We start from the raw sequence: 13531 nt of genomic DNA, 5'->3' as shown, positions 1-13531 counted from the left end.
GCACCGGCCAACCAGCACTTCCGGCGCCGCAACGCCGCTCACCGCTGCTCACCGGCCGCAGGTTCGATGCCCCGGACCACCGTGTGACCGGCGCCCGCGCTCTTCACGGAACCGTCGAAGACGATCTCGACACCGGCGCTGTCGTGGAACACGGCCGCCAGGAGCACGTACAAGAAGAGCGCCGTGCCGACGAGTACTGCGACCGAAGAAAACAGTGAGCGGACCTTGGCCCATACATGCGACACCGAGAAGAGCACCACAACTGCCGTCAGGAAGACGGCGAGAACGCTGGTCATCGCCGCGCACCGTCCACCGGTTCGACGACTCGGACCACCGCATGAACAGCGCCCGCGTTCTTCACGGAGCCGCTGTTCGGAGCGATGTCCTCGCCCACACTGTCGCGGAACACCGCAGCATTCATCACCGCGAACCACAACGCCACGCCACCGGCGAGCGCCACACCGGCAGCCAGAATCGATTTCGACTTGGCCCAGGCAGTCACCACTGCCGCAACCACCATGAACGACATCACCGAGCCGACCAGCAAACCGGTGATCCTCTGGGTGAGCTGGTCGACGTCGTCGATCGCCCCAGCCAGTACCGTCACGTCCATCACTGCGCGCTCTCCTTCGTCCCGGCCCCGACCGGCTCCTTGCTCAGCACGGGGCCCCTTCCACGGATGCGATCTCCCAGCGCCCGTCCCGCGCGGTGATCGTGACGGCGTACGTCAGCGGCCGTTCCTGCCCGCCGGCATCGGATGCGGTGACATCGACGAGGAGCTGCCTGCGCTCCCCGTCGGACACGGGAACGCCCCGCTCGTCGGTGCCAAACGGGTCGTTCGTGCCGACCTCGGCGAACCGGGCCACCTCGACCCGCCCGTACGGGGCAGGCGACACCGCGGCCAGGGCCGTCCCGGGGGACAAGTAGCGGTCGAGCTCGCCGCGGCCGGCCAGATAGGCGGCAAAGAACCCCGTGAGCGTCTGCGCAGCAGGATCGGTACTGCGGACCGGGACCGACTGCCCATACGCCAGCGACGGAGCCTCACCCGACAACGGCGCACCCACCTCGGCCGGGAGCGCCACAGCCGCCAAACCCCGCCCGCACCGGCCCTGACCGGAACCTGGAAATACCGCAGCACCGGCCCGGCCCCACCCGGTTCCAGCCCTGTCTTCTTCCCGCCCGCGGCACCGGCCGAGACCACCCGGGCAGCCACGGTCACCGACCAGTACCCGGCAGACACGGCCCGCACCCTTACCGCCGCGACCTCCTGCGCCCGCTGCACGCCCGGATCAGCCGTCAGACTCACCTCGCGGGCATTCGGCAAGAACGGCGCCAAGAACTCCTCGGTGCCCTCCCCAGCCGTCAAATACGCGCTCACGAACAACTCGGCGAACCCACCCGGCCCCGCAGGCTGCCCGGCCGCCGGCTGCTCCTGGCGCACCGGGGCCGCAGGCGCCGTGACCGCAGGCCGGGACACGAGCGCCCACCCCGCCAGAACCGGCCCGGCCACCAACAGCACCCAGGCCGTACGGCGGATCACCGTTACCGCGTTCGCCGCACCGCCCAGGGAACCCAGCGCCCAACCACCCGCCTCGGCAGGCAGCACATCCTGCGGCTGCTCCTTGCGGCGCTTCACGGCTGCTCCTGCCGCATCCGGGCGGCCAGCGTGTCCCGAGCCGCTTTCGGCAACGCGGCCCAGCGGGCGAACGCGGCCTGGGCCGGTGCCGCATCCTCATCGAGGTAGGCGCGCATGGACCGCGCCGTTCGGTCAGCGAACGGCGCCACCTCCAGCTGCACCACCAGATCACGCAACCGTCGACGCGCCCGCACCAGCAGCTCGATGTCCCCGCCGTCCTCCGCCGCGAGCACCGGATCCGCCATGTCCCGCTCACCCCTTCCAAGCCCGAGTACGGCAGCCGTTCCGCCGCACACCCAGACCAAGGAGCGCCCGCCCCCCAGACGTGACAGCCACAGCCGAGAAATCTGAGAAATCGTCATCACGCCGCCTGCACCCACCGGTCCGCGACCGACCGCAGCTGCCGCACGGTCCGGCTCCGACGCTGCCGCCACGCAATCGCGGACACACCAGCCCGCTCCGCGCTCTCCCGCGCCCCAGCCCGGGACTCTTCCGCGATCACCCGAGCCCGTACCACCTCGAGCAGTCCGGCAGCCACAGCCCACACCAGCAGCTCGACCAGCTCGCCCCGCGCACCGTCCGGGACCTCACCAGCTGCGAGGAGCCCGGCCTCAACAGCCTGCCGTCCGACGACCGTCTGCCAGACCTCTTCCGCCGGATCGGCCACCGGCCCGTCAAACACCACCGCCGATTCGAGGGCCGGGTGCCACGGCAGCGCGTCCGTCTCCGCATCCGCCCTCAGCTCACGGCTCGCCAGATGCAGCGTCTCCAAAAGGAGGTTCGCCGCGACCCCGCCCGCCCTCTGCAACGGGTACCGGCGTACGACCTGGTACAGGCACGCGACGACGACCTGCCCCACCTCGTCGAAATCCCGGCCGGCCCGCAACAGCCGCTGCGTCAGCCGCACCGCACCCGGCACCATCGCCTGCACCACCACCCGCGCAGCCAACTGCGCACCAACACCCTCACCGGCCGCCCGCTCCAGCAGCACCCGCATCCACCGGTCACTGTGCACACGCCCCTGCCCCCGGTCCCGACCCCCCAGTTCGGCCAGCACATCCTCGAGACCTGCTGCTCGCCCGCAGCTGAGGACCACCCCGCCCTCCTGCAACCAGCCCAGCACCATCTCGGCGCTCCCGGCCTCGGCGCAGACCAGCGCCCATTCGGCATCCAGCGACTCAAAAACCCGCGTTCCAGTCACGACAGCTCCCGTTCAGGTGATGCCGTGAACTCTTCTCAGCACCCCTGACCCGACCGCTGACCCAAACCATCAAATGCGCAGGTCAGAAGGTTGCCCAAAAGCAGACCCACGTCGCACTGAGCGCTCGCGCTGACCCGGGTAACCACCAGATGCCACTACTGCCGTTGGCCGCCACAGGCCCATCACCGGGATATCCACAGGCCCCGGCAAGCCCAGACGTTCCGTCGTAGCGTGCTCTCCTGCCGATCACCGGGGGTGCGCAGAATGCGGTACGTACGGCTGGAGTGGCTGGCCGCGGAGGTGATGGACGGGCTGCCGTCCGCCGCGGCGCGGAGCACTGTGCAGGACCTGATCGTCGACGTCGCGAAGCGACCCGACCGGTGGCCGACGCCCGGCGGCGAGGACGTTGTCGACGTGTTCGGGAGCCGGTGCTGGGTCTCGTACGTGGCCTACCGCGACGGTCTGGAGGTCCGTGACATCGGGTGGGCGGGCTGACCGAGGCCCGAGCATCCGGCCGTCCTCACGAGACGAAGGAACCCCCGGGGATGGAAACCTTCTCCGACCCGAGGGTTCCTTCATCCCGTGCCACCGGGGGAGCCGCAGAGGTCAGGAGTCCTCGGGCGCGGGCCGGGGTTGGGGAGCCGGTCCAGCGCCCGGTACAGCGCTTTCACCAGCCGGGCCCGTTGCTGGGCGTACGCAAGGGTGGTCCGGGAAGTGACCGACAGGCGGCGCTCCGCTTCCTGGAGGACCTGGTCGATCAGCGGCCGCAGGTCACTGTCCTTGGGCAGGTTTTCGAAGCGCCGGCCCACTTCGGCGGCGACGACGCGGGCGTGCCCTGTGAGGAGCAGCGCGATCTGCGCGCAGTCGCCCGCCCGTAGACCCTTCACGTTCTTCCGGGCCAGAATCGCGTCGGCCAGCGCCGTGACGGGGGTACGGTCGAGCGGCAGCTCCTCGGCCAGGAGCGCCTCGGGGTCGTGCAGCACGCCGTAGCTCATGCCCGTGATTCCTCCGGTTCCAGACCCGTGACCGTGTCGGTGGCGGTGACGAACAGATTGCGGCCCAGCAGCCAGGACCGTTGCGCGTTCCAGTCGTGCCAGCGGTAGGCGATGTGCGCGAACGAAGGGACGACGATCCCGGAAATCCGGCCGCCGTCCACCGCTGCGCGGATGCGTGCCCAGCCCGGCCGCAGCTCCGTCTCCTGGTCGAGTGGCCCGGTGTCGGTCACCGCACACCCGGCCGGAACCCTCCAGTCCCGTGCCTCTGCGTGCGCGGCCAGAGGAGGCAGCACCAGGTGTTCGGTGCCCGGCACCGGTACCACGGCATACAGCGCCACCGCGGTCACCGGGACGACGAGGGGCCCGTCTGATGCCGGGGCGCGGAGCGCTGCGATCTTCCTGCGCACCCGGGCCGGTAAGGGCCGGGCGGTGCGGTGGTGGCCGGACGAGTTCGGCATGAGGGCCTCCCCGGGACGGTTGTCGGCGTACTCCCAGACAACCGCGACACGTTCGGGTGGGCTCAGGCCGGATTCCGGGCAAGTACCGGCCAGGGACCGGACAGTTTTACCAACAGGAGAAAACCGGCAGGACTACCGTCCGCGCCGCGACCGGTACTTACGGGGGGACCTGATGGACAGGCAGCGGAACACCCGGCTCGAGGCGGTGATGGCCGAGTACGGCTTCACACACCAGGGCCTAGCCGACGAGATCAACCAGGTCACCGCCCGGATCTTCGGGGAGAACCACCCCCGCAAGTGCACCGACCGCCACGTACGGCGCTGGATCAGCGGCGAGGTCCGATGGCCCTGGACCCGCTACCTTCACGCCCTGGAACAGCTCTTCGACCGCCCGGCGCAGGCACTCGGCTTCATCCCCCGAGGCAAAAACAGCGCGAACCTGCCCACCCCCCCAAGGCCTCCCGCACCGACGAAGGAGGTGCCGTGCGCCGCCGCCGTTTCATCATCGCCACCGCCGCCACCACAGTCGCCCTCGCCCTCAGCATCGACGAAACCCCCACCGGCGGCCGCCTCGCGATGAGCGACATCACCCGCGCCCGGGAGAGGATCAACCGCCTCGACGCCCACTTCGCAGCGATCGGCGGCGAACCCCTCCTGACCGTCGCCACCACCTACCTCGACCGCCTGACCACCGCAGCCGACCACTGCACCTACGGCCCCCGCGTCGAACAGGCACTCCACACCACGATCGCATCGCTGTGCAGCTCTGCCGGATGGGCCGCCGACGACGCCGGCAACCTGGACGCAGCACACCGGTGGCGCACCACCGCCCTGCAAAGAGCCATCCTCGGATCCAACCCGCAGGCCCAGGCCCGAGCCTGGTCCGACCTCGCCATCCACGCCCGCCGCGGCGGCCACCACCGCGAAGCTCTGCGCATCAGCCAGACCGCCCTCACCAGCCGCGCAGCCCGCCAGAACCCCCGCTACACCGCCCTGCTCCAATCCCGCCTGGCCATCAGCCACGCCCACACCGGCAACCGCCCCGCCGCAGCCCGCGCCCTGCTCGCCGCCCAGACCGCACACGACCGCATCGACCCCACCCAGCCCGCACCCCGGTGGCTGAACTTCCTCACCACGGCCGAGATCAGCGGACTCGCCGCCATCACCCACCAGGCGATGGGGCATCTCGCCGACGCCGAGACCGCCACCGCCCAGGCCCTCACCCTCCTCGAACCCGGCCTGCGCCGCAGCCACGCGTACTACACCGTCCAGCTCGCCGAACTCCAGCTCGCCCAGGGAAACACCACCGACGCCCACACCACCACAGCCGCCATCGACACCACACACATCGGCAGCCGCGCCATCACCGACCGGCTTGCCACCCTCCACCGCGCCCTCGCCACCGCATAGGAGAACCACCCGAAGTGACCACCGGCATAGAAATCCGCCACTACACCACCCGCCACACCCCCCGCCTGCGCCCGCTCCTGCTGGACATCTACGCCGAGGTCTACGCGAAGGAGGCACAGAGCGACCCGTTCTGCGCCCTCGACCGGTTCGCCGAAGGACTCGACAGCTGGATGACCCGCCCCGGCTGGACCTGCACCGTCGCCTACGACCACGACCAGCCCGTCGGCTACGCCTACGGAGCCCCGCTGCCTCCCGCCAGCCGGTGGTGGAGCGGACTGCTCACCGACACACCCGCCGACACCATCACCGAGACCGGCACTCGCACCTACGCACTCAGCGAGCTCATGGTCCGCGCCCCCTGGCGCAAGACCGGCACCGCCCGCCGACTCCACGACGCACTGCTCATACCCCGGCCCGAACAACGCGCCACGCTCCTGGTCCTCCAGGAGCACCCCAAGGTCCGGGCACTGTACGAATCATGGGGCTGGCAGACACTGGGCGGCCTACGCCCGACCCTCCCGGCCGCCCCGCTCTTCCACGCCATGCTGCTCGATCTCCCACCACACGACGGAACCGTCGCCACCATGTCGACGTAAAGCCCGCAGGCCCACCGGTTGCTCAACAGGTTGCGTAACGGGTTGCCTAACAGGTTGCGCAACGGGTTGCTCAACAGGTTGCCAACGGTGGATTCGCTTGCCCGCTGTCCTCGCAGGTCAGCGGCATGGGTCAGCGTGACGCAGCCGCCGACACCTCTTCCCCCGAAGGGGAAGAGCACCTTTCCCTTTCCCTCGGCCTGGGCGCCGACCCACTGTGCCGGGGTCGTCCGCGCCGGGGTCGTCTCCGGCACCAGGACGCCGACCTCAGCGAACTTTGGCGTGGACAGGAGGACACCCATTCCGGACCATGCAGGCGCGCCCTCCTCCTGTCCACGCGCCACAATGGCCCCGCTGGACAGATAGTCGACACCGGTCAAGGTCACCGGGGCGCTCCACACTTCCGGATACAACGGACCGCCGTCCGAGGCTCCCTGTACGGGCTGGCACCGGGCCGGGGTTCGGACGATGTCGCCCGGACCGACCGCGTCCCACATGGTGAAGCGCCATCCCTGGGGTGGCTCAGTGCGCCGCCGCATGTTGCGCGCCATGTCGGCTTCAGCAGCGACCCGCATGTCAATCAGCGCTACGAGTCGGGCCGCTGCTGCCGCGCGGCTGGTGTGACTGGTCGCATGCTCTTCGGAAAGGCCGATGGCCAACCATGTGCAGCGAATTCGGTAGACGTGGCCGACAAACGCGCCATCGACCGTCACCGGGTAGCATCCCCGGTCGTCGCATCGCCTGAATCGGTACCGGGGCACGCCTTTGACGGGTGTTGGTACTACGGGCGCGTCGGAGACAGGTTCTGCCACCTGCAGGAGAATCTCGCTCGACCCGTTCGCATTAACGCCCTGACAGGGCGCTGTCGGGCAGGGATCATCGACGCCCGGAACCGTGCCGCCGCCCTCCCACGTCTGGACACTGCCCGGGTCGGACACCCTGGTAGGCGCCGGCGTGCTGGCCCCGTCGGTGCTCCGGTCTTGATCTCTCCGGCCTCCGCGCTCTGGCTGATTGTGGTCTCGGCCGCTGCCTGGCACTCGACGAGCCCCGAGGGACCGGCAGCCCCTTCAAAAGTGGCGACGTCCTCGGCCTCCTCCTCGATGATCTCCTCGTAGCTCACCGAGTCGCCCCATTTGGCCAGTACGTCAGCCGGGGACCAGTCCGCACGCGGGGCCTTGCGCGGCTTGATGATGCTCGGGGCCGGGGTCCACTTCGGAGCCGGGCCATCGGCCGCGGCCTTGATGATCCCACGCACTTTGGACTCACGGCCACGCCGCTCCTCTACCCGGGCGATCATCAGGGCTTCCGCCTCTGCCCGGCTCCGGATCGGGCGGCGGTCCGAGTGTCGGACCTGCTCAGACTTGCGCCACTGCTTCGGGTTCTTACTGAGGTCCGCCGGGTGCATTCGCTCGCGAGTGATGAACCACTCCCCTTGTGTTGTGCCACCCAGAAGCCGTGACCGCGCCATGAGGCCGTGACCTCCCACCTGTTCAGGGCCCCGGCGCCGCCTTCGCCCCAGCACAGCACCACACGCGCGGAGTCATCAGGGTTGCCCGTTCGGAGGATCGGCCCTTTGGCCACCATGGCAAGGGTGTTCCGGGCGTTGCGCACCGCCACAGTCGCCGTCTCAGACACGGGTGTCGGGAGTTTGCTCACGGTCATTCCACAGGTCCTTCCGGGGCGATGCCGCAGGGCTTGCCCGTGCGGTTGGTGCAGCCCCCACCGTAGCCAACTTTCAGTACCGCTTCAAGTGTCACTGAAAGTTGCTCGCGGTGGAGTCGCGCCAACCGCAGCTTTCCGCTGCCGCTCCCCCGACTAGCTGCACAGCATGTAGAAGGGCACCGAAAGCAGGACCCATAGAGCCCCCATTGCGCTACTGCGCCCACTCCAGCCCGAGGCCAGCCAGCGCCTGGCGCTTGTCGGTCAGGTCGTCTCACTCCGAACTGAACTGGTCCTGGCCGCGCCGCAGTTCGGTGAGGGGAGCGGCCCAAGCTCCCAGGCCCTACACGCACACCAGTGCGATGCCGCAGCTCGGAACCCCGGGCATCGCACCTCAGTGCGTGTAGGACCTGGGAGAGGCGTCCCCGGCCCCGGACAGTGGAGGACCCCGGGCCGCCCTGCGCCCCGGGGTCCCTCCGCCGGTCTTACCACCGCCGCTCACCAGTCGTCAGGTGTGCTGCCCACCCACGCTATCGGCTGGCCCTCGCTGTTGCGGCCCCAGTGCGGTTCCTCCATCGAGGTCTCATGCCCGTCGGGCAGGACGCAGATCCGCCCCCAGCGGCCGTGCTTGCCCGGGCAGATCCCGGGAGCCGGGCCACGTCGCCACCCGCCACGGCCTGGTCATAGCGGTCCTGGAACGACTGGAGACGGATGCACAGCTCCATGCCGAGCTCCGTCTCCGCCGTCCACCCGCCCCCGCGTCACCTGCACCCGAGGGTCGGACAGCACAGCCGAGACGAAGCCCTCCGCCTCCGCGAAGGCCCTGGTGCGGGCGTGCCGCCGCACAGCATCCTGCACACCCCGCTCTTCCGCGGCTGCGATCATCACGCCGCTCCTTCCATGGCCGCCCACTCCAGCCCGAGGCCGGCCAACGCGACGAGCTTGTCGACGGTCAGCTTCGCGCGCCTGGACTTGGTGTTGGACAGGAAGACTCCGAGCTTGACCTCCGACCCGTCCGGCAACACCTCCACGTGAGCCCTGGGCACCTTCACAGAGCCCGTGCGGGCCTTGTACTGCTCCAGGGCCGCCACGCCCCTCTCGAAGGCGCTCACAGGCGCCGTGGACGACTCGGCGGGCATGCTTGGCTCCGCCAGGGCCGGGGCCGGGGCAGGGACTTCCGGGAGCACGGTCACCGGGAGCGGGGTGACACCGACCGCCTCCAGGCGCTCGCGCTGACCCTGTACCAGGGCCGCCCAGACCTCGGGCCTGCGCTGCTGGGCCAGCCACTTGCCGACGTCCATGCCGTGCACGGTGAACCCGGGCAGAACCTCCGCCGGCCCTTCCTCGTCGCGCACCAGCTCCCGCAGCGCGGCGAAGTGCCGCTGCCACTGCGCCGGCCACGACGGATTCCAGTCCTCGTCCAGGGCCACCAGCGCGGCCTCCCACTCCGGGTGCCCGGCCAGCGCGCCGGGACGGCGCAGGTTGGACAGCCACTGCCCCACCGGCCTGTCCAGCACCGCCGCCGACCGGGGCGCGCACAGCGTCCAGTGCTGCTCGTAGTACACCCTCGCCGCCGCCAGATTCTCCTGGAACCGCGCATCAGCGGCCGACCAGGCCATGCCCAGCTTCTCCAGCCGCCGGGCACGCACCCCGGCCATCTGCCCCGCCCCGAACGCCCGCCGCTGCTCCGCGACCCACCGCCCCAGAGGAAACGCCCTCTCGCGGTGCTCGTACGGCACCCGGGCGTGCCCCTCGCGCTCGACGAAGCCCCTGAGCGCCGCCCAGCCACGAGCCCAGTCCTGCCGCTCCGTGTCGATCACGTTGAAGCTGACCCAGTCCGCGACCATCACAGGGTCCCTGGGAGCCGCGAAACGGAGCAGCAACCGGGTTTCCTCCTCGTTATCACCAGGCGCAGCACCGAGGTATCTGGAGGGCTGCACGACGTCCTTCTGCGGCTCCTGCGGAATAGCCAGCAACTCGATTGCCTCTTCATCGTGAGCCCGCAGACCTTCCAATACCTTCACCAAAGGCCGGTACGAACCAGAGGTGAACATATCCTCCGGGCTTTCGTCAGGCCGGAGGAATACCGGCACGATCAGGGAAGCGAGCTTTCCTTCACCGGGCTTCTGACGTAGAGCGCGGCCGATCGCCTGCACGATGTCGTGCGGGGCCCCCTTGGGGTCCAGCAGGGCCACCGAGTCCACGGCCCGGATATCCACGCCCTCACCCAGGACGCGGCAGTTCGAGAGCACAGCCCGCCGGGCGGTGGAGCCGAACCCGCGCAGCACCTCCCGCCGACGCTCCGGCACGTGCTCACCGCACAGCCAGTCCGCCCAGATCCGAGCCGGGTACTTCTCGGGCCGGTCGGCGTGCAGCCGCTCGGCCACCCGCTCCAGACCCTCCGCATACGCCGCGGCCTCTATGGTCCGGTGGTGGAAGGTGATGCACGTCGACAGGTTGTGCTGCTCCATCGTGTGCAGCAGCGCAGCCTGGAGGGCACCCAGGCGCTGCCCGCGGACCTCCTCGGTGTGCCGCTCCTCACCCATCAGCCGCTCCGGCGTCACGACCGGGTCCTGGAGCTCCAGAACGATGATCTGGTACCGCGCCAGCAACTTGCGCGACACCGCCGACGCCAGCGACAGCTTGTAGAGGACCGGCCCGAAGACCTTCTCGTCATCCATCGAGGCCGCCATCTCCCGCGGCAACGGGTCACGCACCCCTCGGCCACTTCACGGTTCAGCCGCTCCTCCCAGATCCGCGGCGTCGCCGTCAGATACAGCCGCCGGCGCGCCAGGATCTTCGTCTGGTCATGGATGTCCGCCCACGCCTTCCCCATCGACCCCGACGTCCGGTGCGCCTCATCGACACAGGCGAGGTCCACCGGGCCGAGTTTCTGGCCGTAGGCGCCCTCAAAGGCTTCCCTGAGCACGCCCAGCGAGGCGTAGGTGGCGTAGATGGTCACTGGCCCCGTGGCGTGCCACAGCGCCAGCTGCACGGGGTTCGTGGTGCACCGCACTCCCAGGTGCCACAGCTCCGGATCCTCCAGCGGCGAGCACACCATGACCGCCGGCCCTCTGTGCCCGACGCTGCTCCACGCCTTCACGGTCTGCGCCAGGAGATCGAGGGTCGGCACCACCACGAGAACGCGGCCCTTGGGAACAATCCTTTTCGCGGAGGCCGCCGCGATGATGGTCTTTCCCGTTCCGCACGCGGCGTGCACCTGGCCGCGCAGACCATTCCAGGGAATACCGCCCGGCGGGATATCGAGACCGCGCACAATCGCGCTCACGGCCTCGATCTGGTGGTCACGCAGCTTCATCACGGTCATGTCCCGTGTTCTCCTTTTCGCGGGTGACGCGTAATCAGGAAGGAAGCACCGATGCGGTGCCCCGCCTCGGGGAGGCCCGCTTCCGTGCGCTCGTTGTCAGGGGTGGTCTCTCAGGCACGGGCCTCGGGGGCGCCGTCCTGGAGCGCCGCGGCTGCGGTGAGGAGCCGTTCCCAGGTGCGGGGTGTACCTCCGTGCTCTGCGGCCAGTTCGGCGGCGATGCGGCTCTTGGGCGCGCTGTTCGCCGCAGCGAGGGCCTCACTGGCGGTACGGAGCCGCGGGTCTCCTTCGTAGGAGTGCTGTTTGCGGGGGACTTGAGGTTCGCCGGCGCGGCGGCCGCCGCCCTTTCCCTGGCCCGGCGGGTTGTCGCGGCGCTTGTTGACTTCGCGGCGGGGCCACAGCCGGGCTCCGTAGACGGTCGTGCCGGCCGAGAGGTAGCCCTGAACGGCGTAGGCGCGGACAGTGCCCGGGTTGATGCCGAGGACCGCGGCGGCCTCGTCGGCGGTGAGCAGGTCCTCGGGGTGCTCGTCCTGCGGCAGTGCGGGGATCGGCTTGCCGTCGATGTAGGCCTCGGCCTGGGCCAGGTCGTAGACCAGGTAGCGACTCTCAGGGAGCAGGCTGGGGACGCGGCTGCGGAAGCCAGGAGCGTCGCGGCGGCGCCAGGTGGCCAGCGGCACGCCGATGCGGCGGGCGACGTCGGCTTCGTTGATGACCGGCCGGTTACGGGGGATCACATCGTCTCCTCGAGGGCTGCTGTGCCGCAGGTGCGACCTGTAGAGTTTGGGTGCAGGCTGGTTCCTTTTCCGGGCCTGCGACGTGGTTACGAGGCCGGCGGTGTGCCGGGTCGCTCTCAGAGCGGCTCTCCGTCGGCCTCGACCTTTTCCCGACCCAGCATTCGACAGTTACAACATTACAGTATCTAAGACTCTTCGGTGCCGCCTTCATCCCCTGCGACCCGCTCACCGTCCCGAGAGCTGCCGCGCGAGCCATGCATCCGCCTCCCGCCCACTGCGGAGCCGTACGACACGGACGCCCAGCTCGGCCGTCTCGGCGACCTGCCGGGCATACCGGGGGCGGTTGTTGCGATACTTCCGGACAGCCGTGCGCAGCAGGGACCGCCGCCCGAAGAAGGCACGCTTCCACGTGAGCCGCTGCGCCTGGATGCTCGCGTCCAGGCCGGTGAGCTGGCGCAGGCTCCGGTACACGATCCGGCGCACGATCAGGGGCAACGGGAGGTCGAGCCAGACCAGGACATCCGCCCGGTGCCACACCACGTCTGCAAGCTTTGAGTAATTCCCCTCGACCACCCACGATTCCCCCCGCGTGATCCGCTCGGCCTTGCCCCGGAATTCATCGAGTGGAAGAGGACCGTTCTCGGTGAACAGCACATTGTCAAGGTCAGTGCAAGGAATTTCCAGCGAAGCGGAAAGTTCTTTCGCGATCGTCGTTTTCCCGCTCGCAGGAGGGCCGAATAAGGCGATCTTCTTCATCGGATATTCCTAACTGTTTGTCGAGCGATCCAGGCAGTGCAGCGGAAATTAATTATCCCGGACTCGGGAGCATTTTCCACCCCATTTTGCCTAATCCTGTTTTTCCGGGGCGGGCCCTCCCCGGAGGCAGCGACGCGACCACTCGGCGTCGACGGTCCGACAAGGCCGGCCATGGTGCACCTGCACGTACCCGCTGGGAGGGCGTGCCGAGGAGGCAGGCGCACCTGACACGACAGCGAACCGACGGGCGGGGTGTGGGTGTGGGCCTCGGCGCGGCCCTGGCCGAGCGCGGCCGCCCGCTAGCGCCGAACTGTCGTCGGCCAGCACCTCGCCGAGGCCCACACCCACACCCCGCCCGTCACACCGCTGCGCCCCTCCGCGCTACCGGCCTTACTACCCGCCACGATCAGGCCGCAGCGCAGGCCCGGAACGCGGAGTGCGGGGGCCAAGGCGCGGCGATGCGGGGGCTGGGGAGCGCCCAAGCACGGGCTGGAGAGCCTGACGGCTCTTCAGCCGCGCCTGACGGCCCGAATTCCGCCCGGCTGCGGGGCAGGGTGCAGAGGGGGCCGTGCCTGACGGCATGACGGGCGCAGCATGCAGCCGTCGACGGGACGGGGCACAGGGGCGGGGAGCGGCGCGGGCGTGCTGGGGCGCGCCTGAGGACCTTTCCCGGGGGGCTGGGGCCGGTGCCGCGCCGCCCCGGGCGTGCCCGGGGCGCTCCGCCCCCCGGGCACGCCCTGTTGTGGCTGGTGCCGTCGGTTCAG

Annotated in this window: 12 protein-coding genes and 1 pseudogene; 3 read left to right on the top strand and 10 right to left on the bottom strand. The window is 69.8% G+C overall.

Annotated features, from left to right (window positions below; all coding sequences use genetic code 11):
• Positions 1-38 precede the first annotated feature (38 nt).
• The 5 genes from OCT49_RS38705 to OCT49_RS38685 all read right to left on the bottom strand — a co-directional run bounded on the left by OCT49_RS38705 (position 39) and on the right by OCT49_RS38685 (position 2837).
• Complete coding sequence (locus OCT49_RS38705; protein ID WP_283849817.1) at positions 39-296, bottom strand: hypothetical protein; 258 nt, start codon at positions 294-296, stop codon at positions 39-41.
• Positions 293-613 (bottom strand): hypothetical protein, encoded by a 321-nt coding sequence (locus OCT49_RS38700; RefSeq protein ID WP_283849816.1) that lies wholly within the window; start codon positions 611-613, stop codon positions 293-295. The genes OCT49_RS38705 and OCT49_RS38700 overlap by 4 nt, the downstream gene beginning before the upstream one ends.
• A 43-nt stretch (positions 614-656) precedes the next feature.
• Positions 657-1082 carry a conjugal transfer protein gene (locus tag OCT49_RS38695; protein ID WP_502963524.1) on the bottom strand — a complete coding sequence of 142 codons (426 nt, stop codon included), beginning with the start codon at positions 1080-1082 and terminating at the stop codon, positions 657-659.
• Positions 1083-1632: 550 nt separating this feature from the next.
• Positions 1633-1881, bottom strand: coding sequence for a hypothetical protein (locus OCT49_RS38690; RefSeq protein ID WP_283849814.1), 249 nt, complete (start codon positions 1879-1881; stop codon positions 1633-1635).
• A gap of 116 nt (positions 1882-1997) precedes the next feature.
• Positions 1998-2837 carry a hypothetical protein gene (locus OCT49_RS38685; RefSeq protein ID WP_283849813.1) on the bottom strand — a complete coding sequence of 280 codons (840 nt, stop codon included), beginning with the start codon at positions 2835-2837 and terminating at the stop codon, positions 1998-2000.
• 264 nt (positions 2838-3101) lie between these two features.
• Between OCT49_RS38685 and OCT49_RS38680 the strand changes: the two genes are divergently transcribed.
• Positions 3102-3332 carry a hypothetical protein gene (locus tag OCT49_RS38680; RefSeq protein ID WP_283849812.1) on the top strand — a complete coding sequence of 77 codons (231 nt, stop codon included), beginning with the start codon at positions 3102-3104 and terminating at the stop codon, positions 3330-3332.
• A gap of 80 nt (positions 3333-3412) precedes the next feature.
• Here OCT49_RS38680 and OCT49_RS38675 read toward each other — a convergent pair whose 3' ends face one another.
• Complete coding sequence (locus OCT49_RS38675; protein ID WP_283849811.1) at positions 3413-3832, bottom strand: DUF6415 family natural product biosynthesis protein; 420 nt, start codon at positions 3830-3832, stop codon at positions 3413-3415.
• The gene (locus OCT49_RS38670) at positions 3829-4290 is read right to left on the bottom strand and encodes a hypothetical protein (RefSeq protein ID WP_283849810.1); all 462 of its coding nucleotides are present in this window, start codon (positions 4288-4290) and stop codon (positions 3829-3831) included. Before OCT49_RS38670 ends, OCT49_RS38675 begins: the two co-directional genes overlap by 4 nt.
• 342 nt (positions 4291-4632) lie before the next feature.
• Between OCT49_RS38670 and OCT49_RS38660 the strand changes: the two genes are divergently transcribed.
• Both OCT49_RS38660 and OCT49_RS38655 read left to right on the top strand, forming a co-directional pair.
• A complete protein-coding gene (locus OCT49_RS38660) occupies positions 4633-5700 on the top strand; it encodes an NsdA family TPR-like regulatory protein (RefSeq protein WP_502963523.1) in 1068 nt (355 codons plus the stop codon).
• 14 nt (positions 5701-5714) lie between these two features.
• A complete protein-coding gene (locus tag OCT49_RS38655; protein ID WP_283849808.1) occupies positions 5715-6296 on the top strand; it encodes a GNAT family N-acetyltransferase in 582 nt (193 codons plus the stop codon).
• A gap of 2540 nt (positions 6297-8836) precedes the next feature.
• Here the strand turns inward: OCT49_RS38655 and OCT49_RS38650 are convergent.
• From OCT49_RS38650 to OCT49_RS38640, 3 genes and pseudogenes are all read right to left on the bottom strand, one after another.
• Positions 8837-11271, bottom strand: a pseudogene (locus tag OCT49_RS38650) (helicase associated domain-containing protein).
• Between the two features lie 119 nt (positions 11272-11390).
• A complete protein-coding gene (locus OCT49_RS38645) occupies positions 11391-12011 on the bottom strand; it encodes a helix-turn-helix domain-containing protein (protein WP_283849806.1) in 621 nt (206 codons plus the stop codon).
• A 225-nt stretch (positions 12012-12236) separates the two neighbouring features.
• Positions 12237-12767: a P-loop NTPase family protein gene (locus tag OCT49_RS38640; protein WP_283849805.1), complete on the bottom strand. Its 531-nt coding sequence runs from the start codon at positions 12765-12767 to the stop codon at positions 12237-12239.
• Between the last annotated feature and the right edge of the window lie 764 nt (positions 12768-13531).

Origin of the sequence: Streptomyces sp. ML-6 (genome assembly GCF_030116705.1) — a bacterium.
GTDB lineage: Bacteria > Actinomycetota > Actinomycetes > Streptomycetales > Streptomycetaceae > Streptomyces.
This window is presented reverse-complemented; position numbering and strand designations above follow the sequence as displayed.